Below are 22,942 nucleotides of genomic sequence, written 5' to 3'. Positions count from 1 at the left end.
AACACAAATAGCGTGGGCTTCTTTTTGGGCGGCCGTGTTTAGCCCCGGGGTGTTCCCCCCCCCCCCACTCAAACGGGCGCGGGGGCCCGCTTATTCCCGCGCCCCCCGGCTCCGTCGTGGAAATACGCGCAGACTCTCCCGGGAACTGCTCAGACCGTCTCGGGAAGCTCGTCGAGCCCTTCGGCGACCAGCTTCGCCAGCCGGTCCAGAGCGGCGTCGGCGCTGTCCGCCTCGGAAGCGAGCACGACCTCCTCGCCGCCCTGCGCGCCCAGACCGAGCACCGCGAGCATCGACGCGGCGTTGACGGGGTTGCCGTCGGCCTTCGCGATCGTCACCGGGACGCCCGCGGCCGTGGCGGCGCGGACGAAGATGGAGGCGGGACGGGCGTGCAGGCCCTCGGCCCAGCCGACATTGACGCGGCGCTCAGCCATGGTGTTGCCCTTCAAGTCTCAAAAACGATGTCTAGACCAGCGTCTCATGTGCCACGAATTGCTCCGGTGCCGACCCCGGACGGACCTCGGCTCCGAGCGAGGGCGTGAGCCGGCACCTGCCCCGGCACTTGCCCCAAGACCTGCCCCAGGACTTGCCCCGGGACCTGAGCCGGGCCCCGGGCCGTGGAGGCGTCGGCGCCGTAGGCTTTGCCCATGGAGACGCCGCCGGACCATGCGTACCCCGACCACTGGGAAGCGGACGTGGTGCTGCGCGACGGGGGCACCGCGCGGATCAGGCCCATCACCGCCGCCGACGCGGAGCGGCTGGTCAGCTTCTACGAACAGGTCTCCGACGAGTCGAAGTACTTCCGCTTCTTCGCGCCCTACCCGCACCTCTCCGACCGGGACGTGCACCGCTTCACCCACCACGACTACGTGGACCGGGTGGGCCTCGCCGTGACGGTGGGCGGCGAGTTCATCGCGACCGTACGGTACGACCGCATCGACGAGCGGGGGCTCCCGGCGACCGCTCCCGCCGACGAGGCCGAGGTCGCCTTCCTCGTCCAGGACGCGCACCAGGGACGCGGCGTCGCCTCGGCCCTCCTTGAGCACATCGCGGCGGTCGCCCGTGAACGGGGCATCCGGCGCTTCGCCGCCGACGTACTGCCCGCCAACAACAAGATGATCAAGGTGTTCCGGGACGCCGGATACACACAGAAGCGCAGCTTCGAGGACGGCTCCGTACGTCTCACCCTGGACCTCGAACCCACCGCCGAATCCCTCGCCGTGCAGCGTGGCCGCGAACAGCGCGCCGAGGCACGCTCGGTGCAGCGCCTGCTCACGCCCGGCTCGGTCGCCGTCGTCGGCACGGGACGCGTGCCCGGCGGTGTCGGCCGCACCGTCCTGCGCAATCTGCTCGAAGCGGGCTTCAACGGACGTGCGTACGCGGTGAATCACGCCTTCGCCGAGGATCTGCGCGAACTCGACGGCGTCCCCGCCTTCCGGTCCGTCGCGGCGATCGGTCACCCCGTCGACCTCGCGGTCCTCGCCGTACCGGCGCCGCAGGTGCCGGAAGCGGTCGAGGACTGCGGCCGGCACGGCGTCCGCGGCCTGGTGGTCCTCTCCGCCGGGTACGCGGAGAGCGGCGCCGAGGGCCTGGAGCGCCAGCGCGAACTGGTGAAGCAGGCCCGCTCGTACGGGATGCGCGTCATCGGCCCCAGCGCGTTTGGGATCATCAACACGTCCGAGGCCGTCAGGCTGAACGCCTCGCTCGCGCCCGAGCCGCCCGACCGGGGCCGTATCGGACTGTTCACCCAGTCGGGAGCCATCGGCATCGCCCTGCTCTCCGGGCTCTACCGGCGCGGCGCGGGCCTGTCGTCCTTCATCTCCGCGGGCAACCGCGCGGACGTCTCCGGCAACGACATCCTCCAGTACTGGTACGAGGACCCGGACACCGATGTCGCCCTCCTCTACCTCGAATCGATCGGCAATCCGCGCAAGTTCACCCGGCTCGCCCGCCGCACGGCGGCGCTGAAGCCGGTCGTGGTCGTCAAGGGGGCGCGTCACAGCGGCAGCGCGCCGCCCGGCCACGCGGTCCCGGTCACCCGCATCCCGGACGCGACGGTCTCGGCGCTGCTGCGGCAGGCCGGGGTGATCCGGGTCGACACGGTCACCGAACTGGTCGACGCGGGCCTCCTGCTCGCCTCCCAGCCCCTGCCGGCCGGCCCGCGCGTGGCGATCCTCGGCAACTCCGAATCCCTCGGTCTGCTCACGTACGACGCCTGTCTGACGGAGGGCCTGCGCCCCTCGCGGCCCCGCGACCTCACCACCGCCGCGACCCCGGAGGACTTCCGCGCCGCCCTCGTCCTGGCCCTGTCCGACCCGGCCTTCGACGCGGTCGTGGTGACGGCGATCCCGCACGTGGGCGAGACCGGTACGGCGGACCCCGCCAACGGCGGCGCCCTGGGCACCGCGCTGCGCGAGGCCGCGGCGAGCGCCCCGGGGAAGCCGGTCACGGTGGTCCATGTGGAGATCGGCGGCCTGACGGAGGCGCTGACGGCGGTGGGGGGCGGCGCGCGAGGCCCGGCCGCGTCCGCCCCCGGGACCACGGCCACGGCCCCGCCCCCGCCACCGGCCGCCGCACCGCCCGCCGCACCCGCCTCCTCCGGCCGCATCCCCGCCTACCCCGCCGCGGAACGCGCCGTCCGCGCGCTCGCCGAAGCCGTCCGGTACGCGCAGTGGCGACGGCAGAGCGCCGAGCCCGGCAAGGTGCCCGAGTCCCTCGACGACACCATCGACGAGAGCGCGGCCGCCGCGCTCATCGAACGGCTGCTCGGAGACACACCCGACCCCCACGGCGTGCCGCTCGGCGCGGCCGACACACGGGAACTGCTCGGGCTGTACGGCATCCCCGTACGCCCCACTCTTCCCGCGCCCGGTCCCGACGACGCCGTCGCCGCGGCGAAGCGGCTCGGCTACCCCGTCGTGCTCAAGACGACCGCGCCCCATCTGCGCCACCGCTCCGACCTCGGGGGCGTACGACTCGACCTCGCCGACGAGGCACAACTGCGCCTCGCCCACCGCGAGCTGACCGAGACCTTCGGCGGCCCCGTCGAGCTGCGGCCCGTTGTCCAGGCCATGGCCCCGCGCGGAGTGGACACCGTCGTACGGGCCGCCATCGACGCCGCCGCCGGAGCCGTGCTCTCCTTCGGGCTCGCCGGCGCGCCCTCCGAGCTCCTCGGCGATATCGCCCACCGTCTCGTACCGGCCACCGACCGCGATGTCGCCGAGCAGATCCGGTCCATCCGCTCGGCGCCCCTCCTGTTCGGCTGGCGCGGCTCCACACCGGTCGACACCTCCGCGTTGGAGGAGTTGCTCCAGAGGGTCTCCCGGCTGGTCGACGAGCACCCCGAGATCGTCTCCGTCACCCTGGAGCCCGTGGTCGTCGCCACGCGTGGACTCACCGTCCTCGGCGCGAACGTCCGTCTCGCACCGCCGCCCGCCCGCGACGATCTCGGCCCGCGCCGCCTTCCCAGCTACTGAGCGCCGGCCGGGTCCTGGGCCGTGTCCGACAAATCCTGTGGCTCACGGCGTCCGGCACGCGCGCTCACCGCGTTGTCGGGCTCGTCCTCGTAGCTCCACTACGAGGACGAGCTCCGCCTTGCGATCGCACGCACCGGACGCCGTGAGCCCCGCCCTCCGGGCGGACTGCGCTATGTGTCGGACACGGCCTGGCGGTCACGGCCGGATGAGGCCCCTCCAGGGCGTCTCCGGCAGCCATCCGGCCACCGTAGGATGGAGCCCATGGCGAAGACCGGTACGACGACCCAGGGGCTGCGCACGGCGATCGAGCGCAGCGGCTACTACCCGGCTCTCGTGGCCGAGGCGGTGGAGGCCGCCGTCGGTGGCGAGCCGATCGCGTCGTACCTCGTGCATCAGGAGACCAGCTTCGACGCCAACGAGGTACGTCGGCATGTCACCGTCCTCGTCCTGACGGCCCACCGCTTCATCGTGAGCCACACCGACGAGCAGACCGCCGACTCCAGCTCCCCGACCCCGTACGCCACCACCTCCACCGAGTCCGTCAAGCTCGACCGGATCTCGTCGGTCGTGGTCAGCCGCGTCGTCGCCAATCCGGAGTCGTACACCCCCGGCACCCCCCCGCGCGAAGTCGTTCTCACCATCGGCTGGGGCGCCGTCGCCCGGATCGATCTGGAGCCCGCCGCCTGCGGCGACCCCAACTGCGAGGCGGACCACGGCTACACCGGCAGCTCCACCGCCGACGATCTGAGTCTGCGCGTCAGCGAGGCCGGTGACGGACCGGACACCGTCCGCCAGACGGTCGCGTTCGCCCAGGCCCTCTCCGAGGCCACCGCCGCCGGCACGGCGCCCGGCCGCTGATGGCCGCCGAAGCCCTCTGGCAGGACCCCGTCCCGCTCGCCCTCGACACCGCGCCGCTGCCCGAGTACGGCAGCGGCTCGCTCGCCGATCTGCTGCCCACGCTCGCGGCCGGCCAGGGCGTACCGAACCTGATCGCGGCCATCCCCGAACTGACCCCCGCCGATCGGAACTGCGTCTTTCTGATTGATGGTCTCGGCTGGGAACAGATCACGGCACATCCGGACGAAGCGCCCTATCTGACCTCGCTGCTCGGTAGCTCGCGCGGCAACACAGGACGCCCGCTCACCGCGGGCTTCCCGGCCACCACCGCGACCTCCCTCGCCTCCGTCGGCACGGGCCTGCCGCCCGCCGTCCACGGCCTGCCCGGCTACACGGTCCGCGACCCCGCGACCGGTGCGCTGATGAACCAGCTCCGCTGGAAGCCCTGGACCGCGCCGCACGTCTGGCAGCCGTACCCCACCGTCTTCCAGCTCGCCGACGCCGCGGGCGTCCACACCGCCCAGGTCTCGTCGCCGACCTTCGCCCATACCCCGCTCACCAAGGTCGCGCTCAGCGGCGGGACCTTCCTCGGTCGGCTCTCCGGCGAGGAGCGGATGGATCTGGCGGCCGAGCAACTCGGCGCGGGGGACCGGTCGCTGGTCTACACGTACTACAGCGACGTCGACGGCAAGGGGCATCGCTTCGGCGTCGACTCCGATGCCTGGCGCGGCCAGTTGATGTATGTCGACCGGCTCGTCCAGCGCCTCGCCGAGCAACTGCCGCCCCGGGCCACGCTCTACGTGACGGCCGACCACGGCATGATCGACATCCCCTTCGACGAGGAGTCGCGCATCGACTTCGACGAGGACTGGGAGCTGCGCGCGGGGGTGGCGCTGCTCGGCGGCGAGGGCCGGGCCCGCCATGTCTACGCCGTACCGGGCGCCGGGACCGATGTGCTCACCGTCTGGCGCGAGGTGCTCGGCGAGCGCTTCTGGGTGGCGAGCAGGGAGGAGGCGATCGCGGCGGGCTGGTTCGGACCGCCCGGTGCGATGGACGAACGGGTGTACGGCCGGATCGGCGATGTCGTCGCGGCGGCCCACGACGATGTGGTGATCACCGCCTCCGTACAGGAGCCGCACGAGTCGGCGATGGTCGGGATGCACGGTTCGATGACCCCCGTCGAGCAGCTGGTCCCGCTGCTGGAAGTACGCTCCTAGGGCGCGCCGGCGTTGTTGTCTTCAAAGTAGCGCCGCCCGACGGACCGCGCGTCGCGGTTTCCGGGCCCCCTCCTGTCACCGAAAGGCCGTCACTCCCTCATGCCAGAGCTGGTGTTCTTCTCCGGAACGATGGACTGCGGAAAGAGCACCCTCGCTCTTCAGATCGAGCACAACCGCTCCGCGCGCGGGCTCCAGGGCATGATCTTCACCCGCGACGACCGCGCGGGCGAGGGCAAGCTCTCCTCGCGGCTCGGTCTGGTGACCGACGCCGTCGAGGCCGCCGAGGGCTTCGACTTCTACGCGTATCTGGTGGACCGGCTCTCCCAGGGCGGCCGGTGCGACTATGTCATCGCCGACGAGGCCCAGTTCCTCGCGCCCGAGCAGGTCGACCAGCTCGCGCGGGTGGTGGACGATCTGGAACTGGACGTCTTCGCCTTCGGCATCACCACCGACTTCCGCTCCAAGCTCTTCCCCGGTTCACAGCGGCTGGTGGAGCTGGCCGACCGCGTCGAGGTCCTCCAGGTCGAGGCGCTCTGCTGGTGCGGCGCGCGGGCCACGCACAACGCGCGGACGGTCGGTGGCGCCATGGTGATCGAGGGGGCGCAGGTCGTGGTCGGCGATGTTCACCAGAACGGGAGCGAGGTCGGGTACGAGGTGCTCTGCCGACGCCATCACCGCCGCCGGATGACCGCGGCCACCGCGCGGGCGGCCGCCCTCTCCCCGGACGTCCTCCCGGTCTGAGCCGGCGCGACCGGGTCGGGCTGCCGCGCCGCGCGTCGCCGGAAGCCCGCTGTACGCCGCCGGTCAGTGTGTGGCCGACCGTACGATCGTGAAGACCGCGCCCTCCGGGTCCGTGACCGTCGCGAGCCGCCCGTACTCACTCTCGCTCGGTGGCGTGATCACATGACCGCCCAGTTCGGTCACCAGCCCCGCGGCGGCGTCCGTGTCGTCCACCTCGAAGTACGTCATCCAGTGCGAGCCGAGATCGCGGTTGAGCGACCGGCCCACACCGTGCAGTGAGGCGACGGGACGGCCCTCCAGACGCAGTGTCATGAAGTCGAGGTCGGCGGAGACGACCTCCTCCACGTCATAGTCGAAGAGCGCCTCGTAGAACTTCGCGACCGAGGACGTCTCACGCGTGATCAGTTCGTTCCAGATCGGGGTGCCATGGGCTCCGGCCACGGCCGTGCCGATGTGCGCCGCAGCCTGCCAGATCCCGAAGACCGCGCCCGACGGGTCCGCGGCTATGGCCATGCGGCCGGCCTCGGACGCGTCCAGCGGTCCCACCCCGACGGTGCCGCCGCAGCTCCTGATCGTCTCGGCCGTCAGATCGGCGTCGTCCGTCGCCAGATAGGTCATCCAGGCGATGGGCAGCTGCCGGTCCGGCGGCAGCTGGCCGATGCCCGCGATCGCCTTGCCGTCGAGCAGTCCGCGGACATACGGTCCGAGCTGCTGCGGTCCCGGCTGGAACTCCCAGCCGAACAGCGCTCCGTAGAACTCCTCGGTCGCGGCAAGGCCGTGCACCATCAGACTCACCCAACAGGGTGTGCCGGGTGTGCGCCGGATCGCTGCCTCGGTCATCGTCACTCTCTCCTCGGACCTTCGTGATGGCGGCGCGGGGACGAGCGTGAGCCGCCTTGCGGGACATGGCCGTATGGCCGTGGAGATGCTGTCACCCACCGCCATCCGGCGCCGGATGGCCGCGCCGCGTTTGGCGGGATCTCGATTCGCTGTTTACCCCCCGTTTCTCCGCCGTTATGAGCGGCCCGGATCGTACGCGAGGATGGCGTCATGACAGCCATCATCACCGCAGCAGAACTCGCCTGCGAGTCGGCCGGGCCGCGCCCGCCCGTCCTGCTCGACGCCCGCTGGCAGCTCGGCGGTCCGCCCGGCCGCGCGCAGTACGAGGCCGGGCATCTGCCGGGTGCCGTCTACATCGACCTCGATCAGGAACTGGCGGGCCCGCCTGGCGCGGCCGGCCGGCACCCGCTGCCCGAGGTCGCGGCCTTCGGCGCGGTGATGCGCCGGACCGGAGTCTCGCAGGACACGCCGGTCGTGGTGTACGACGGCGGACAGTCCTGGGCGGCGGCCCGCGCCTGGTGGCTGCTGCGCTGGGCGGGCCACCCGGACGTCCGGGTCCTGGACGGCGGACTCGCCGGCTGGACCGGTCCGGTGACCACCGAGATCCCCGCGCCGGAGGAGGGCGATTTCACCCCGGCGCCCGGCGCGCTCCCGCTGCTGGACGCGGACGCCGCGGCGGCCCTGGCCCGCGAGGGGCTGCTGCTGGACGCGCGGGCCGCCGAGCGCTACCGCGGCGATGTCGAGCCGATCGACCGCGTCGGCGGCCATATCCCCGGCGCGCTGTCGGCGCCCACGTCGGAGAATGTGGCTGAAAACGGCGGGTTCCGCCCGACTCAGGACCTCGTGGCCCGCTTCGCGGCGCTGGGCGTCACCGGTGATTCGAAGGTCGGCGTCTACTGCGGCTCGGGTGTTTCGGCCGCCCATGAGGTGCTGGCCCTGGAGATCGCTGGCATCCCGGCGGCGCTGTACGCGGGTTCCTGGTCCGAGTGGTCCGCCGACGCATCGCGTCCGGTCGCCAAGGGCCCGGATCCTCAGTAAAAGGCCGCGCACATACGTGGGGCCGGTACTCACCAGCCGTGGTGAGTACCGGCCCCTTCCGCTATGTACGTGCGTGCTAATCCTGCTTCTTGCGGCGCGTACCGAACACGATCTCGTCCCAGCTCGGCACCGCGGCCCGCCGACCCGGACGTACGCCGTCCGCCTCCGCCTGGCGGTCCGTCGTACCGGTGAGCCGGTCCCGGTGCCCGGCCACCGAACGCGGCATCAGCACATCCGCGTACGCCGAACCGGCACCGGCGGAGGCGGCGGGCGCCACCGGCTCCTCGGCCTCCGGCTCCTCCTCCTGGTCCGCTGCCGGGCCCGCGGGCTGCTCGGGCACCACCATGTCGCCGCGGAAGCTCGGCACCGCCTCCAGCAGGCTGGTCAGCGAGTCGCGCTCGCTCGTATCGTCCGGCTCCGGCGCGACCGGCCGCTCCAGCTGCCGGTCGAGGGAACGATCCAGCGGCCGGTCGCGCGGCAGCCGCGCGATCCGGGGCACGAACGGGAAGCTCGGCTCCTTCGTGGCGACCGTGTCGTCGGTGTCACCGATCAGCGCGCGCGCCTCGTCGTCCACGGCCTGGACGAGCCGCCGGGGCGGATCGTACGTCCAGCTCGCGGAGTGCGGCTCGCCCGCGACCAAATAGACGAGCAGGACTTCCCAGGTGCCGTCGTCCCGGCGCCAGGAGTCCCACTGCACGGTCTCCTTGTCAGCGCCGCGCAGCGTCAGCCGTTCCTGAACGGCCTCACCGAGCTGGGGCCCGGTGTTCTCGCCGGGGCGGCGCACAGCGGTCTTCCTGGCCCGTTCCGCCATGAAGGCGCGCTCGGCGAGCACCGGCCCCTCGAAGCGGCGGACCCGGTCCACCGGGATCCCGGCGTGCTGAGCGACCTCCTCGGCGGAGGCACCGGCTCGTATCCGCGCCTGGATGTCCCGTGGTCTGAGGTGGCTCTCCACCTCGATCTCGATCTGCCCGAGACGGGCGCGATCGTTGCGCACGGCCGCACGCAGCCGCTCATCAATCGGAAGCGTGTATTCCGTGCTGTCGGCAGCTTTGAGCACCAGTCGTGTGCCGTCGTTGGAGACGGCCACGACACGCAGTTCGGGCATGGGGACCTCCCGGGTGGTGCCTGCCGACGTCACGTGCGTCGCTGCTTCCGCTAGTCGAGTGTGGCCTGCCCGGGTGCAGCCTGCCACAACCTTTCCGTGCTGCCCGGCGTGTCGGGCATGAATCCTGGATCGCCGATGACACGGTTACCTGTTTGCGACGCAGAGTGACGAACTTGGTCACTCTCTGCAGCAGGTGCCCGTACGGTGCCACGGCTCCGCCGGATCGAGTGCCACGTTCGGCCCCCTTCCCGTAGGTCCCGGACGCCCATGAGGGAGTCCGGCCCCAGGGCTCGCCACAGTACTCCATTCGGGCCACGGGGGTGGACCGGCGCGCCACCCAAGTTCTCCCAGGGTAGGGGAGTTGGGTCTTGGTGACAGCCACGAACGGGTGTCCTGCTTCACAGAATCCCCGAAATCGGAACTATCCGTTTCGCTCAGTTGTCCTTTCCTGGTGCAAGGTGGGGCAGATGGGCGATCAGGGACTGTAGATGGATCAGAGGTCGGGCAGCGGTACGCGGCAGGACGGGAGCGAGGTATCCGGAAACCGGCGGGAGCAGCGGCTCGAACTGAGCGTGCCGCAGGTCGCGGGGAGCGCGCTCGCGGCGGTCGCGGCCGCCGTGCTCGCCTCCCGGCTCGGCGTGTACGGGACGATCGTCGGTGCCGGTGTGGTCAGCGTGATCGCCACCTGCGGCGGCCCGGTCTTCCAGCATCTGTTCCGGCGGACCGGCGAGCAGATACGCGAGGTCACCGTCCAGGCGAAACCGGGGGGCCGGCAGGTGCCGGTACGGGAGGATCCCGGCGATCCGCCGGTGCTGGACGGGGAGTTCGGGGCGGCCACGACCCATGGCACGCGGGTACGGGGCTGGAAGCGCCCGCTCCGCGCGGCCGTTGTCGTCTTCGTGGTGGCGATGGTCGGCATCACCGGGTTCGAACTGGCCGCCGGGCGGGATCTGAACGGAGACAGGGGGACGACCGCCGGATACGTCGTACGCGGTGGTGGCGGCGATTCCACCCCGTCGAAGGACCCCGCCAACTCCCCTGACCCCGCCGGGGATCCGAGCGGGACACCGGACGGGCGGTCGTCGGGCGGAACCGGCGGTACGGACCCGAGCCGGTCGCCCGGCACCGATCCGAGTACGGGTACGGGCCCGGACGGCGGCGTGGATCCGTCGCCCACTCCCTCCGCCACCCCCTCTACCACCCCCTCCGGCTCCGGCGGCTCCACTCCCGCACCGACGCCCTCCGGCGGTTCCGGCAGTACCGGAACGAGTGACACGGGAACGGGCGACTCGGGAACGGCCGACTCCGGGACGACGGGCCAGTAGCCGGACCGCCCCGGTGCCGGGCGGAGTGCCGTCGCGGGGGCCGGGGGGGAGAGAGAGCCGGCCCGGTGGCCGGCGCGAGAACGGGCATCGGCACTCAGTCCCCGAGGACCCGCCGCAGATAGTCGTTCCCGAACACCCGGTCCGGATCCAGCCGGTCCCGTACCGCGGTGAACTCACCGAAGCGCGGATACACCCCGGACAGATAGGCCGCGTCCCTGGTGTGGATCTTCCCCCAGTGCGGCCGGCCGCCGTGCGCGGTCATGATCCGCTCCACGGCGGTGAAGTAGGAGCGGTACGGGGTCCCCCGGTACAGATGCACCGCGATGTACACGCTCTCCCGGCCCGACGCCGTCGAGAGCGCGATGTCGTCCGCCGGAGCCGTCCGTATCTCCACCGGGAAACTCACTCGCAGCGGGGAACGCTCGATCATCGCCTTGACCTCGCGCAGCGCCCCGATCGCGACCTCGCGCGGCAGCGCGTACTCCATCTCCACGAAGCGCACCCGACGCGGGGAAGTGAAGACCTTGTAAGGGATGTCCGTGTACGTACGGGCGGAGAGAGCGCGACTGGAGATCTTGGCCAATGTGGGGATCGTCGCGGGAACGGCGCGGCCGAGTGAACAGGCCGCCTGGAAGGCCGCGTTGGAGAGGAGTTCGTCGTCGATCCAGCCGCTGAGCCGGCCGGGCGGGGCCGCGGCGCCCGCGCTGCGGTTGTTGCGCTTGGTGTTGCAGTTGCCCGTGTGCGGGAACCAGTAGAACTCGAAGTGCTCGTTCTCCGCGACATGCTGGTCGAACTCGGCCATGACCCGGTCGAAGGTCATCGGTTCCTCACGGGCCGTCAGCAGGAAGACCGGCTCCACCGCCAGGGTGACCGCCGAGACCACACCCAGCGCGCCGAGCCCGATCCGGGCGGCGGCCAAGACCTCCGGGTTCTCCTCGGCCGAGCAGCGCAGCAGCGAGCCGTCGGCCGTGACGAGATCCAGAGCCCGGATCTGGGCGGCTATGGAGGCCGAGTCCCGGCCGGTGCCATGGGTGCCGGTGGAGGTCGCGCCCGCGACGGTCTGCTCCATGATGTCGCCCATATTGGTGAGCGACAGTCCCTCCCTTGCCAGCGCCGTGTTCAGCCGTCTCAGCGGGGTGCCCGCCGCCACGGTGACGGTGCCCGCCGACCGGTCGATCTCCCGGATGCCGGTGAGCAGATCGGGGCGTATCAGCACCCCGTCGGTGGCGGCGGCCGCGGTGAAGGAGTGGCCCGAACCGACGGCCTTGACCCTGAGCCCGTCCGCCGCCGCCCGGCGTAAGGTCTCGGTCAGCTCCTCGACGGAGGCCGGGGACACCACGCGGGCCGGACGGGCCGTGACGGTCCCCGCCCAGTTACGCCACGTTCGTGTGGTCGTCGTACGGTTCCCGGTCATCCGCCCCGCGCCCTCCCCGACTCGGTACCGGCCCGCGCAGCCGGCGATACCCCAGGAACGCCACCACGGCCGCGACCGCGCCCGCCGCGACGGGCACCCCGTACCCAGCCTCGGCCCCGGCCGCGTCGACCACCCAGCCGGCGGCCGACGAGCCGAGCGCCACGCCGACCGCGAGCCCGGTACTGGTCCAGGTCATGCCCTCGGTCAGCTTGGTGCGCGGTACGTGCGCTTCGACGAGGGCCATCGTCGTCACCATCGTCGGCGCGACGGAGAGGCCCGCGACAAAGAGCGCCACGGCCAGGAACGGCAGACTCCCGGCCAGTTGGAGGGGGATCATACTCAAGGCCATCACGCAGATACCCACCAGCCACCTCCGCGCGGGGGGTCCGGTGAGATGCAGCAGCCCGAACACCACCCCGGCGAGACAGGACCCGAGCGCGTACACGGCCAGCACCAGACTCGCCGCCGTCTTGTGACCGCGCTCCTCCGCGAACGCGACCGTCACCACATCGACCGCGCCGAAGATCGCCCCGGTCGCGACGAAGGTCGCCACCAGGACGCGCAGCCCGGGGGAGCGGAGCGCCGAACCACCGGTGTGCTGCTCGCGCGGCTGCGGTACGGGCTCGGTGGCGCGTTGCGCGGTCAGCCAGACGACACCGACGACCAGGAAGACGGCCGCGAGCAGCGGGCCCGCCTCCGGGAACCAGGCGGTCGAGAGCCCGATCGAGACGATCGGGCCGAAGATGAAGCAGACCTCGTCGACGATCGACTCCCACGCGTACGCGGTGTGCAGCTCGCGCGGTGAGCCCCGGTAGATCGCGGCCCAGCGCGCCCGCACCATCGCGCCGAGGCTCGGCACACAGCCCGCGCCCGCGGCGAAGACGAACAAGGTCCAGTCGGGGGCGGACTGCTGGGCGCAGATGAGCAGCCCCGCCACGGAAGTCACCGCGACCAGGGTCGCCGGGCGCAGGATCCGCCCCTGGCCGTGCCGGTCGACGAGCCGGGAGATCTGCGGACCGAGCAGTGCGGCGGACATCGCCAGCGTCGCGGAGAGCGCCCCCGCCAGCCCGTAACGCCCGGTGAGCTGGGACACCATCGTCACGATGCCGATGCCCATCATGGCCAGCGGCATTCTGCCGATCAGACCGGCCGCACTGAATCCCCTGGTACCGGGAGCGGCGAATATCGCGTGGTAGGAACTGGGCAACGGACGCTCCGGTAAGGAATGAATCTGGCGATACAGCTTACGGTCGAGGGTTCGCCGCGCGCGCCTCGATTTCCGGCCGGGCGACGGGCCCGCGGCGACTCGGGGCGGGTGCCGGGTGCCGGGTGCCGGGTGCCGGGTGCCGGGTGCCGAGTGGCGCCGGGCGGGGCGCGGTTGCCGGGCGCGGAGAGCCGGGTGGGAGGATCGGACACATGCCAGAACAGCTCGCGACTTCCCCCTACGACGCTCTGCTTCTGCTGTCCTTCGGCGGTCCCGAGGGCCCGGACGATGTGGTTCCGTTCCTGGAGAACGTGACCCGGGGCCGTGGCATCCCCAAGGAACGGCTGAAGGAAGTGGGCAAGCACTACTTCCTGTTCGGCGGGGTCAGCCCGATCAACGGACAGAACCGCGCCCTGCTGGAAGTCCTGCGCAAGGACTTCGCCGAGCATGGTGTGGACCTGCCGGTCTACTGGGGCAACCGCAACTGGGCGCCGTATCTGACCGACACCCTGCGCGAGATGGTCACGGACGGCCGGCGCCGTATCGCGGTCCTCGCCACCAGCGCGTACGCCTCGTACTCGGGCTGCCGTCAGTACCGTGAGAACCTCGCGGACGCGCTCGCCACCCTGGCCGACGATGGGCTCGCGGTGCCCCGGGTGGACAAGCTGCGCCACTACTTCAACCACCCCGGCTTCGTGCGCCCCATGGTCGACGGCGTGCTCGCGTCGCTCGCGGACCTGCCGGAGGACGTACGCGCGGGCGCGCACCTCGCCTTCACCACCCACTCCATCCCCGACGCCGCCGCCGACACCTCGGGGCCCGTCGAGGCCCACGGCGAGGGCGGCGCCTATGTGGCCCAGCATCTCGATGTCGCCCGGCTGATCGCGGACGCGGTCCGCGAGGAGACCGGCGTCGAGCATCCCTGGCGGCTCGTCTACCAGTCGCGCAGCGGCGCCCCGCACATCCCGTGGCTGGAGCCGGACATCTGCGACCACCTGGAAACCCTGCACGGCGATGGTGTCCCCGCCGTCGTGATGGCCCCCATCGGCTTCGTCTCCGACCACATGGAGGTCCTGTACGACCTCGACACCGAAGCCGCCGCCAAGGCCGCCGAGCTGGGACTCCCCGTACGCCGCTCGGCGACGGTGGGGGCGGATCCGCGCTTCGCCGGGGCCATACGTGATCTCCTCCTGGAACGCGCGGCCACCGAGCGGGGGCGCGCGGTGGAACGCTGCTCCCTGGGCGCGCTCGGCCCGAGCCATGACCTCTGCCCGGTCGATTGCTGCCCCGCCCGTTCCCCCAGGCCCGCCGCGGCGGGCGCCGACAGCCCGTACGCCTGAAGGAGCCAGCTGTGACCGACGCCCCGAACGAGGACGCCCCGAACAAGGACACCGCGGCCGACGACGCCCTGAGCGGGGAACTGCTCGCCCTCGCCCTGGAGGCGGCGGGCCGGGCCGGCGCACTGCTGCGTGACGGCCGCCCCGACGATCTGGCCGTCGCCGCCACCAAGTCCAGTCCCATCGACGTCGTCACCGAGATGGACATCGCGGCCGAGAAACTGATCACCGGCTATCTTTCGGAACACCGCCCGAAGGACGGCTTCCTCGGCGAGGAGGGCGCCAGCTCGGCGGGCAGCAGCGGGGTCCGCTGGGTCATCGACCCGCTGGACGGCACGGTCAACTACCTGTACGGGCTGCCCACCTGGGCGGTTTCCATCGCCGCCGAACGGGACGGCGAGACGCTGGCCGGAGTCGTCGCGATCCCGCTGCGCCGCGAGATCTTCCGCGCCGTGCGCGGCGGTGGAGCGTTCCTCAACGACCGCCCGATCGGCTGCCGCCCCGCTGCGCCGTTGGAGCGCGCCCTGGTGTCGACCGGCTTCAACTACGTCACCGCCGTCCGCGCCCATCAGGCCGGGATCGCCCAGCGGCTGATCCCTCAGCTGCGCGACATCCGCCGCGGCGGCTCGGCGGCGACCGACCTCTGCGATGTCGCGGCCGGGCGGCTCGACGGCTACTACGAGCGCGGACTGCACCCCTGGGACCTGGCGGCCGGCGATCTCATCGCCCGTGAGGCCGGCGCGCTCACGGGCGGCCGTCCCGGCACCCGGCCGGGCTACGACCTGGCAGTGGCCGCCACCCCTGGCGTCTTCGAGCCCCTCCAGACACTGCTGGAGGAGTACGGCGCCTGGCACGACTAGGTCCTGCACCGGGTCGCCGCTCAGGGCACACGGAAGGGCCCCGGCACCGTTCCCCTCGGCGCCGGGGCCCTTCTCTGTAGGTATCTACGGCTCTGTAAATGTCGTGATTCTGTATGTCTGTACGGCTATGGCTGTACGACGGTGTCTGTACGACCGCGGTGCAGGTCAGACGCCAGTGGTGGCGCCGACCTCCACATCCACGCCGTGCTCGGCGGCAAGCCGGCGCAGGTCGTCCAGCTCTTCCTGTTCGACATCCGCGAGGAAGTCGTCGCCCGTCTCGCGGGCATGAGTGAGATCCGTTTCCGTGGCCCTTATACGCTGCAGAAGCCCGGCGGTGAACGCGTCCATTGCGCCCCCTCGTCGTGGGTCAGTGGCACGGGGGTGTGCCGACGTCGTGGTCGGTGGCACGGGGGTGTGCCGACGGCGGGAAGATCACGCACCCACTGCCTCTGGATGACAGATAAGGGTGTGGCATGCCACAAACAGGGCGTGATCTCGGGTGTGAAGTCGTCTTCCCCACGGCCCGCCGCCGAGAAACCTCAACGCATCAACAAATCCCGTGCATTCCCGGATGTGCCAGGTCATCCAGCATCGTCTTACCGCCGGTTTATGGCCGTTAAGGGCAGGATGGGCCCGCACAGCCAGTGATACAACCTGCCCTGAACACGGGTGACGGGCCCAGAGGAAGGAACAGCGACGTGCGCGTACTCGTCGTCGAGGACGAGCAGCTGCTCGCCGATGCGGTGGCCACCGGACTGCGCCGGGAGGCCATGGCCGTCGACGTTGTGTACGACGGAGCGGCGGCCCTGGAGCGGATCGGGGTGAACGACTACGACGTGGTGGTCCTCGACCGTGACCTGCCCGTCGTCCACGGCGACGACGTCTGCCGGAAGATCGTCGAGCTGGGGATGCCCACCCGGGTCCTCATGCTCACGGCCTCGGGCGATGTCAGCGACCGGGTCGAGGGGCTGGAGCTGGGCGCGGACGACTATCTGCCCAAGCCCTTCGCGTTCACCGAGCTGACCGCGCGGGTACGGGCGCTCGGCCGCCGTACGACCGTACCGCTGCCACCTGTGCTGGAGCGCTCCGGGATCAAGCTCGACCCCAACCGCCGCGAGGTCTTCCGTGAGGGCAGGGAGATCCAGCTCGCGCCCAAGGAATTCGCGGTGCTCGAAGTCCTGATGCGCAGCGAGGGCGCGGTCGTCTCGGCCGAGCAGCTGCTGGAGAAGGCGTGGGACGAGAACACCGACCCGTTCACCAATGTCGTGCGCGTGACCGTCATGACGCTGCGCCGCAAGCTCGGTGAACCACCCGTGATCGTCACGGTGCCCGGCTCCGGGTACCGGATCTGATGTCCGTGTCGAGCACACCCGCGCCCCCCGCGGCGCCCCCGAAACCGACCTGGGACCCCAGACGCCCGGACCAGTCGCTCCCCTGGGTGCGCCCGACCATCCGGATACGGCTCACGCTGCTCTACGGCGGAATGTTCCTGATCGCCGGCATCCTGCTGCTCTCGATCATCTATCTGCTGGCCGCGCAGGCCCTGCACGTGGGCAGCGAGCTGCCCTTCAAGATCGTCACCGGCAAGGTGAGCAGCGAGGTCTGCAACTTCCCGGACCAGGCACCCCCGGAGGAGTTCAACGCGGCGATGAACGCCTGCGTCAACCATCAGCGTCAGCAGGCGCTCGACGATCTGCTCAGCCGCTCGCTCTTCGCGCTGGTCGGCCTGAGCGTCATCGCGTTCGCCTTCGGCTTCGCGATGGCCGGCCGGGTCCTCTCCCCGCTGGGCCGGATCACCCGTACCGCGCGTCGCGTGGTCGGCTCCGACCTGTCCCGGCGCATCGAGCTGGACGGCCCCGACGACGAGCTCAAGGAGCTGGCCGACACCTTCGACGAGATGCTGGAGCGGCTGGAGCGGGCCTTCAGCGCACAGCAGCGGTTCGTCGCGAACGCCTCGCACGAGCTGCGTACACCGCTCGCGATCAACCGCACCCTGCTGGAGGTCCATCTCTCCGATCCAGGGGCGCCCATGGAGCTCCAGCAGCTCGGCAAGACCCTGCTGGCCACCAATGAGCGCAGTGAACAGCTGGTGGAGGGCCTGCTGCTGCTCGCCCGCAGCGACAACCAGATCGTGGAGCGAAAACCGGTCGATCTCGCGGAGGTCGCGACCCGCGCGGTGGACCAGGCATTCTCCGAGGCGGAGGTGAAGAAGGTGGAGATCCGCGGCGAGCGCGTGCCCGCCGTCGTGCAGGGCAATGGCGTCCTGCTGGAAAGGATCGCGCTGAACCTGGTACAGAATGCCGTCCGGTACAACATTCCGGAGGGCGGCTGGGTGGAAGTCACCACCGCGATCGAGCAGGGCCAGGCGATCCTGGTGGTGTCGAACACCGGTCCCGTGGTTCCCGCGTACGAGATCGACAATCTCTTCGAGCCGTTCCGGCGGCTGCGGACGGAGCGCACCGGCAGTGACAAGGGCGTTGGCCTCGGTCTTTCGATCGCGAGATCTGTCGCGCGCGCCCATGGCGGACGAATTCACGCCGAACCGCGCGAAGGCGGTGGACTCGTGATGCGTGTCACTCTCCCGGTCTGAGAGACTGCGCGGAGTGTTCGGGCGGGAGATTGCTTTGTTCGCTTTGCGCGGAATTCTTGCCGTCAGTTTTCGGCGGGTCCCTGTGTGATCGATCACAGGGGCGAATTCCCGCCTATCCACTCTGCGTGATCAAGCCTTCAACGGAAAGCCGGTAAAGTCCGGGTTTCCAGGGGTCGGGATCACGGGAAGTACACGGGGTGGCGCCCGTGAAGTACGACGTTGGGACCGTGTACGGTCCCCTTCGCACCCGAAGCCGATCACTCCACGTGAGTCCGGTTGGGTGTCGATTGAGTAACAGACCTTGATGTGAGGCAAAATCTCCGCCTCAGGTCGGGCACAAGTCCGGCCTCTCACGCGTTACCCGCGCTGAGACACCACAGACACCCAGAGGGGGAGAGCGACATGGCAACGGATTACGACACCCCACGCAAGACCGATGACGACGTCGATCAGGACAGCCTTGAAGAGCTGAAGGCCCGTCGGAACGACAAGTCCACTTCAGCGGTCGACGTCGACGAGTTCGAGCAGGCCGAGGGCCTGGAATTGCCCGGCGCGGATCTCTCCAACGAGGAGCTGTCCGTCAGGGTGCTGCCCAGGCAGGCGGACGAGTTCACCTGCATGAGCTGCTTCCTGGTGCACCACCGCTCCCAGCTCGCCAGGGAGAAGAACGGTCAGCCCATCTGCCGCGACTGCGACTGAGGTCAGACCGGCCGTGGCAGGCGACACACCGTTCCGGAAGCGGCGCTTCCGGCGTAAGGGCTCACCGGAGGTGTATGAGGGCGGCACAGGCCCGGCAGAAGGCGTTCAGCCCGCTGCCGAGCACTCCGCCCTGTCGCCCCGTTCCGGCGCGGGTGACGACGAGCGAGGCCGGCCGGCCTCGCTCGATGCGGACCGGGAAGACCACGGCGGCCCCAGGACCAGGGGCCGGCGCCTGGACACCGTCAAACGGGGTGTGCGCAAGGGCGGCGACAGCGCCAAGGCGGCGCTGGTCCATCTCGCCGACCGGATCATCGAGAACGCTCCTCGGGTCCCGGTCCGCGATCTCGCCACCCTCCGCAGGCAGTTCCCGGGACTGGGCCCCGAGGAGCTGGCGGACAAGCTGGTCGCGGGCGCCGCGAACAGCAGCTCCACCGTCGGCGCGGGTATCGGCGCGGCCGCGATGATGCCCGTACCGCCCGCGATGCCGGCCGAGCTGGCAGCCGAGATCACCGCCGTCGCCGCGATCGAGCTGAAGCTCATCGCGGAGCTGCACGAGGTCTACGGACTGCGCCCGTCCGGCACGCTCAAGCAGCGCAGCGCCGCCTATCTGACGTCATGGACGGAGGAGCGCGGGGTCGACATCACCAAGCCGTCGACCTTGAACGGCGCGCTCAGCGGCCGGATGAAGCGCGAGCTGCGGCAGCAGATCATGAAGCGCACGGTCCGCAGCCTGCCGAATCTGGTTCCGTTCATGATCGGAGCCGCCGTGGGCGCGATGATGAACCGGCGGGACACCAAGAAGGTCGCCGAGCGCATCCGCAAGGACCTGCGGGCCCGCCAGATCTCCTGGGACGCGCTGCCCGCGCTGCCTCCCCTGGTGCGGCCCACGGAGCTTCCCGCCGAGCTGCCCAGGGAACTGGGCCAGTAGACGGCCGAGACGGCCGGCGGCCCCCGAGCGGGCTCTCAGCCGGTCCGTACCGCGTTCAGCGCCGCCGCCAGTGCCTTCGGATCCCGCGTCGACAGATAGACGTACGGCGTCGGGTCCTCCGGGTCCGTGATCTCCACGCGCAGCGCCGTCGGCACATAGCTGCGCAGCAGCATGAAGGCGCGCGGGTCGGCCTTGTGCAGCCGCCAGGCCCGCGCCTCCTCGGTGTCGAGCACCTCGGCCGTACCGAGCGCCGAGACCGGGATCCTCGCCTCGCCCGCGACCAGCGAGTCCGCCACCACCCGGATACGTGCCGAGCCGTAGGCACTCACCCCGGCCGCGGCCAGCGCGCCCGCGCCGATCACCCCGCCGAGCATCGGCAGCGGCCCCATCGGCAGCGTGATCAGACCGCCCGCGACGGCGATCAGAGCGGCGATCCCCCACCAGGAAGGGGGGGCGGTCAGGCGTTCGTCGTAGCGCGCGGCGGAAGGCTCCATGGAGCCAAGCTTGGCACGGTGCGGTTCCCGGGCGACCGCGCGGGTAAGGTCTGCGCCTGTGAGTAACGTGCCATCCCGGGGAACGCCCCCCGGACCCCCCGCGGGGCCGGGGCCCCTGACACCGCCGGCCGGTGCCGTACCGCCGGTGCGGCACCCTGACGCCCCCGCCCCCGGGGAGCCGCTCGGGGCGCACTACGAACACTGTTTCGCCTGTGGCGGGGCACAGCCCCACGGACTCCAGCTGCTGGCGCGCGCCGGTGAGGGCGTCCGTATCACCGCGGAGTTCACGGTCAAGGCCGCCCACCAGGGCGCCCCCGGGCTCGCGCACGGCGGCGTGCTGGCCACCGCGCTGGACGAGACGCTGGGCTCGCTGAACTGGCTGCTGCGCGTGATCGCCGTGACCGGCCGGCTCCAGACCGAGTTCGTACGGCCTGTAGCGGTGGGCACGTCGCTGTATCTGGAGGCCGAGGCCACGGCCGTCCACGGGCGGAAGATCTACTGCACCGCCACCGGCAGGCTCGGCGGCCCCGAGGGACCCGTCGCCGTCCGTGCCGATGCCCTTTTCATCGAGGTCAAGGTCGACCATTTCATCGACAACGGCCGCCAGGAGGAGATCCGGGCGGCCATGGCCGATCCCGGCCAGATCAAGCGCGCCCGCGCCTTCGAGGTGAACCCATGAGCCCTGCCCCTGCCGGCCCCCTTGACGTACTGATCCGCCGAGTCGATCCGGAGGCTCCGCTTCCGTCGTATGGACACCCGGGCGACGCGGGAGCCGATCTGGTCACCACCGAGGCCGCGGAGCTCGCCCCCGGTGAGCGGGCGGTCCTGCCGACGGGGGTGGCCATCGCCCTGCCCGACGGCTACGCGGCCTTCGTGCACCCGCGCTCCGGGCTCGCCGCCCGCTGCGGTGTCGCTCTGGTGAATGCCCCGGGGACGGTGGATGCCGGGTACCGTGGAGAGATCAAGGTGATCGTGGTCAATCTGGACCCGCGCGAGAGCGTTCGGTTCGAGCGGTTCGACCGGATTGCCCAACTGATCGTCCAGCGGGTCGAGAAGGTGCGCTTCCACGAGGTGGCGGAACTTCCCGGCTCCGCGCGGGCCGAGGGGGGCTTCGGCTCCACCGGTGGTCATTCCGCTGTGGGCGGGGTACAGGGTGGGAATCGATACGCTTCGGTCGTAGCCGACCGGGAAGGACAGTGACGTGTTCGGACGTCGCAAGAAGAGTGGTTCCGCAGAGGACACGGCGGACGCAGCGGGCGAGGCCGGGCAGTTCACCGACGGCGTCGGCGTGGACGCCGATGACAGCGAGGCGGGGGACGCACCCCGCCGGGCGAACCTTCCGCCGGCGCCCAGGCCCGACGGTCCCTGGGACATCTCCGAGGTCTCCAAGCCCGAAGAGGGCCGGGTGGATCTCGGGGGCGTCTTCGTCCCCGCGGTCGACGGCATGGAGCTGCGGGTAGAGGTCGCCGGTGACGCGATCGTCGCCGCCACCGTCGTCGTGCGCGACAGCGCCGTACAGCTCCAGGCGTTCGCGGCGCCCAAGAAGGAAGGCATCTGGGGCGAGGTCCGCGAGGAGATCGCCTCCGGCATCACCCAGCAGGGCGGAATCATCGACGAGGTCGAGGGTCCGCTGGGCTGGGAGCTGCGCGCCCAGGTCCCCGTACAGCTGCCGGACGGCACCGGAGGCGTACAACTGGTGCGCTTCATCGGGGTCGACGGACCGCGCTGGTTCCTGCGCGGCGTGATCTCCGGGCAGGGCGCGGTGCAGCCCGAGGCCGCGGGGCTGCTCGAACAGATCTTCCGGGACACCGTCGTCGTACGCGGCGAGGGACCGATGGCGCCCCGCGACCCCATCGTCCTCAAGCTGCCGGACGACGCGCAGATGGTGGCCGAGGGTGTCCAGCAGGAGGAGCAGGAGGGATCCCGCTTCTCCGGTGGCATGGGACAGCTCCAGCGCGGTCCGGAGATCACCGAAGTGCGCTGACACCTGATCGGAAATAACGTGGGCCGCACCCCTTCCCGGGGGTGCGGCCCATCGTTGTTTCCCCCGTCTTTCCACTGGTCGCGGGCGCGACGGTAGGAAACGTGTCAAGCGAGAGGTCGCATCCGTATGAGACCCGTCAACGGAATCGGAGTCCGTCGGATCAGCGGGTTTCCTCAGAGGGCCAGATCTTCCGTACTCATTCAGGAGCACCCCGATGGCCGATCTGGCCTTCGTCGCCACCATGATCGCGGTCTTCGCGCTGGTGGCGCTTGTAGCCAAGGGGGTGACGAAGCTGTGACCGCCGAGAACATCGTCGGTCTGGTCGTGGCCGTTGCCCTGCTGGGCTATCTCGTCCTCGCGCTTCTCTTCCCCGAGAGGTTCTGAGCGATGGGCCCCGTTCTCGCCGGTGTGCTCCAGTTGCTCGCCCTGATCGCGGCCCTCGCTCTGGTGTACCGCCCTCTCGGCGACTACATGGCCCGTGTCTACAACTCGCCCAAGCACCTGAGGGCCGAGAAATGGATCTACCGCGCCATAGGCGCCAATCCCGCCATCGAGATGCGGTGGCCCGCTTATCTGCGCGGGGTCCTCGCCTTCTCCGTGGCCGGTGTCCTGTTCCTGTATCTGCTCCAGCGGGTGCAGGGCGGTCTCCCGGGCTCGCTCGGCTTCGCGTCGATCGATCCGGATCAGGCGTTCAACACCGCCGCGTCGTTCGTCTCCAACACCAACTGGCAGTCGTACTACGGCGAACAGTCCATGGGCCCTGTGGTGCAGACCGGTGGTCTGGCGGTCCAGAACTTCGTCTCGGCGGCGGTCGGTATGGCCGTCGCGGTGGCGCTCGTACGCGGCTTCTCCCGCT

At 70.9% G+C, this 22,942-nt stretch carries 24 protein-coding genes; 17 read left to right on the top strand and 7 right to left on the bottom strand.

Annotated elements, in window-relative coordinates:
• Window positions 1-149: 149 nt before the first annotated feature.
• A complete protein-coding gene (locus ACIRQP_RS27940) occupies window positions 150-431 on the bottom strand; it encodes an HPr family phosphocarrier protein (RefSeq protein ID WP_403894190.1) in 282 nt (93 codons plus the stop codon).
• A 213-nt stretch (window positions 432-644) separates the two neighbouring features.
• Here ACIRQP_RS27940 and ACIRQP_RS27935 point away from each other — a divergent pair, with 213 nt between their 5' ends.
• The 4 genes from ACIRQP_RS27935 to ACIRQP_RS27920 all read left to right on the top strand — a co-directional run bounded on the left by ACIRQP_RS27935 (window position 645) and on the right by ACIRQP_RS27920 (window position 6,268).
• Window positions 645-3,473: a GNAT family N-acetyltransferase gene (locus ACIRQP_RS27935; protein ID WP_403894188.1), complete on the top strand. Its 2,829-nt coding sequence runs from the start codon at window positions 645-647 to the stop codon at window positions 3,471-3,473.
• A 261-nt stretch (window positions 3,474-3,734) separates the two neighbouring features.
• Window positions 3,735-4,331: a DUF5998 family protein gene (locus ACIRQP_RS27930; protein ID WP_403894185.1), complete on the top strand. Its 597-nt coding sequence runs from the start codon at window positions 3,735-3,737 to the stop codon at window positions 4,329-4,331.
• Window positions 4,331-5,527, top strand: a complete 1,197-nt coding sequence (locus ACIRQP_RS27925; RefSeq protein ID WP_403894183.1) for an alkaline phosphatase family protein — start codon at window positions 4,331-4,333, stop codon at window positions 5,525-5,527. The genes ACIRQP_RS27930 and ACIRQP_RS27925 overlap by 1 nt, the downstream gene beginning before the upstream one ends.
• 99 nt (window positions 5,528-5,626) lie before the next feature.
• Window positions 5,627-6,268 carry a thymidine kinase gene (locus ACIRQP_RS27920; RefSeq protein WP_403894181.1) on the top strand — a complete coding sequence of 214 codons (642 nt, stop codon included), beginning with the start codon at window positions 5,627-5,629 and terminating at the stop codon, window positions 6,266-6,268.
• Window positions 6,269-6,331: 63 nt separating this feature from the next.
• Here ACIRQP_RS27920 and ACIRQP_RS27915 read toward each other — a convergent pair whose 3' ends face one another.
• Entirely contained in the window at window positions 6,332-7,108 is a 777-nt protein-coding gene (locus ACIRQP_RS27915; protein ID WP_403894178.1) for a VOC family protein, read from the bottom strand.
• 210 nt (window positions 7,109-7,318) lie between these two features.
• Here ACIRQP_RS27915 and ACIRQP_RS27910 point away from each other — a divergent pair, with 210 nt between their 5' ends.
• A complete protein-coding gene (locus ACIRQP_RS27910; RefSeq protein WP_403894176.1) occupies window positions 7,319-8,146 on the top strand; it encodes a sulfurtransferase in 828 nt (275 codons plus the stop codon).
• 76 nt (window positions 8,147-8,222) lie between these two features.
• Here the strand turns inward: ACIRQP_RS27910 and sepH are convergent, their stop codons facing one another.
• Window positions 8,223-9,284 (bottom strand): septation protein SepH, encoded by a 1,062-nt coding sequence (gene sepH / locus ACIRQP_RS27905; protein ID WP_403894174.1) that lies wholly within the window; start codon window positions 9,282-9,284, stop codon window positions 8,223-8,225.
• Window positions 9,285-9,739: 455 nt separating this feature from the next.
• On the opposite strand from sepH, the gene ACIRQP_RS27900 reads away from it, so the two are divergent.
• Window positions 9,740-10,576 (top strand): hypothetical protein, encoded by an 837-nt coding sequence (locus ACIRQP_RS27900; RefSeq protein ID WP_403894171.1) that lies wholly within the window; start codon window positions 9,740-9,742, stop codon window positions 10,574-10,576.
• A 94-nt stretch (window positions 10,577-10,670) separates the two neighbouring features.
• Here ACIRQP_RS27900 and ACIRQP_RS27895 read toward each other — a convergent pair whose 3' ends face one another.
• Both ACIRQP_RS27895 and ACIRQP_RS27890 read right to left on the bottom strand, forming a co-directional pair.
• Entirely contained in the window at window positions 10,671-11,990 is a 1,320-nt protein-coding gene (locus ACIRQP_RS27895) for a D-arabinono-1,4-lactone oxidase (RefSeq protein ID WP_403894168.1), read from the bottom strand.
• Complete coding sequence (locus ACIRQP_RS27890) at window positions 11,950-13,197, bottom strand: MFS transporter (RefSeq protein ID WP_403894166.1); 1,248 nt, start codon at window positions 13,195-13,197, stop codon at window positions 11,950-11,952. The genes ACIRQP_RS27895 and ACIRQP_RS27890 overlap by 41 nt, the downstream gene beginning before the upstream one ends.
• A gap of 209 nt (window positions 13,198-13,406) precedes the next feature.
• Between ACIRQP_RS27890 and ACIRQP_RS27885 the strand changes: the two genes are divergently transcribed.
• The gene (locus tag ACIRQP_RS27885; RefSeq protein WP_403894163.1) at window positions 13,407-14,534 is read left to right on the top strand and encodes a ferrochelatase; all 1,128 of its coding nucleotides are present in this window, start codon (window positions 13,407-13,409) and stop codon (window positions 14,532-14,534) included.
• An 11-nt stretch (window positions 14,535-14,545) separates the two neighbouring features.
• Window positions 14,546-15,391, top strand: a complete 846-nt coding sequence (locus ACIRQP_RS27880; protein ID WP_403894160.1) for an inositol monophosphatase family protein — start codon at window positions 14,546-14,548, stop codon at window positions 15,389-15,391.
• 165 nt (window positions 15,392-15,556) lie between these two features.
• Here ACIRQP_RS27880 and ACIRQP_RS27875 read toward each other — a convergent pair whose 3' ends face one another.
• A complete protein-coding gene (locus ACIRQP_RS27875) occupies window positions 15,557-15,739 on the bottom strand; it encodes a hypothetical protein (RefSeq protein ID WP_403894157.1) in 183 nt (60 codons plus the stop codon).
• Between the two features lie 350 nt (window positions 15,740-16,089).
• Here ACIRQP_RS27875 and ACIRQP_RS27870 point away from each other — a divergent pair, with 350 nt between their 5' ends.
• The 4 genes from ACIRQP_RS27870 (at window position 16,090) to ACIRQP_RS27855 (ending at window position 19,608) form a co-directional block, all read left to right on the top strand.
• Complete coding sequence (locus ACIRQP_RS27870; RefSeq protein ID WP_030745240.1) at window positions 16,090-16,743, top strand: response regulator transcription factor; 654 nt, start codon at window positions 16,090-16,092, stop codon at window positions 16,741-16,743.
• A 5-nt stretch (window positions 16,744-16,748) separates the two neighbouring features.
• Window positions 16,749-17,981, top strand: a complete 1,233-nt coding sequence (locus ACIRQP_RS27865) for a sensor histidine kinase (protein ID WP_403894154.1) — start codon at window positions 16,749-16,751, stop codon at window positions 17,979-17,981.
• A 402-nt stretch (window positions 17,982-18,383) separates the two neighbouring features.
• Window positions 18,384-18,680 carry a DUF4193 domain-containing protein gene (locus ACIRQP_RS27860; protein ID WP_030350183.1) on the top strand — a complete coding sequence of 99 codons (297 nt, stop codon included), beginning with the start codon at window positions 18,384-18,386 and terminating at the stop codon, window positions 18,678-18,680.
• 13 nt (window positions 18,681-18,693) lie between these two features.
• A complete protein-coding gene (locus tag ACIRQP_RS27855) occupies window positions 18,694-19,608 on the top strand; it encodes a hypothetical protein (protein WP_403894151.1) in 915 nt (304 codons plus the stop codon).
• Window positions 19,609-19,643: 35 nt separating this feature from the next.
• Here ACIRQP_RS27855 and ACIRQP_RS27850 read toward each other — a convergent pair whose 3' ends face one another.
• A complete protein-coding gene (locus ACIRQP_RS27850) occupies window positions 19,644-20,102 on the bottom strand; it encodes a DUF3093 domain-containing protein (RefSeq protein ID WP_403894149.1) in 459 nt (152 codons plus the stop codon).
• 145 nt (window positions 20,103-20,247) lie between these two features.
• Between ACIRQP_RS27850 and ACIRQP_RS27845 the strand changes: the two genes are divergently transcribed.
• From ACIRQP_RS27845 to ACIRQP_RS27825, 5 genes are all read left to right on the top strand, one after another.
• The gene (locus tag ACIRQP_RS27845; protein WP_403894147.1) at window positions 20,248-20,781 is read left to right on the top strand and encodes a PaaI family thioesterase; all 534 of its coding nucleotides are present in this window, start codon (window positions 20,248-20,250) and stop codon (window positions 20,779-20,781) included.
• Window positions 20,778-21,302 carry a dUTP diphosphatase gene (dut, locus tag ACIRQP_RS27840; RefSeq protein WP_403894144.1) on the top strand — a complete coding sequence of 175 codons (525 nt, stop codon included), beginning with the start codon at window positions 20,778-20,780 and terminating at the stop codon, window positions 21,300-21,302. Before ACIRQP_RS27845 ends, dut begins: the two co-directional genes overlap by 4 nt.
• A 1-nt stretch (window position 21,303) precedes the next feature.
• Window positions 21,304-22,086 (top strand): DUF3710 domain-containing protein, encoded by a 783-nt coding sequence (locus ACIRQP_RS27835; protein WP_403894141.1) that lies wholly within the window; start codon window positions 21,304-21,306, stop codon window positions 22,084-22,086.
• A gap of 294 nt (window positions 22,087-22,380) precedes the next feature.
• The gene (gene kdpF, locus ACIRQP_RS27830; RefSeq protein ID WP_037727062.1) at window positions 22,381-22,470 is read left to right on the top strand and encodes a K(+)-transporting ATPase subunit F; all 90 of its coding nucleotides are present in this window, start codon (window positions 22,381-22,383) and stop codon (window positions 22,468-22,470) included.
• 3 nt (window positions 22,471-22,473) lie between these two features.
• Window positions 22,474-22,942: potassium-transporting ATPase subunit KdpA (locus tag ACIRQP_RS27825; RefSeq protein ID WP_403894138.1), on the top strand; the 469-nt coding region annotated here is incomplete at its 3' end.

This window comes from Streptomyces sp. NPDC102274 (genome assembly GCF_044766385.1).
Classification (GTDB): domain Bacteria; phylum Actinomycetota; class Actinomycetes; order Streptomycetales; family Streptomycetaceae; genus Streptomyces.
The sequence above is the reverse complement of the archived record's forward strand: the minus strand, read 5'-3'. Positions and strand labels throughout refer to the sequence as shown.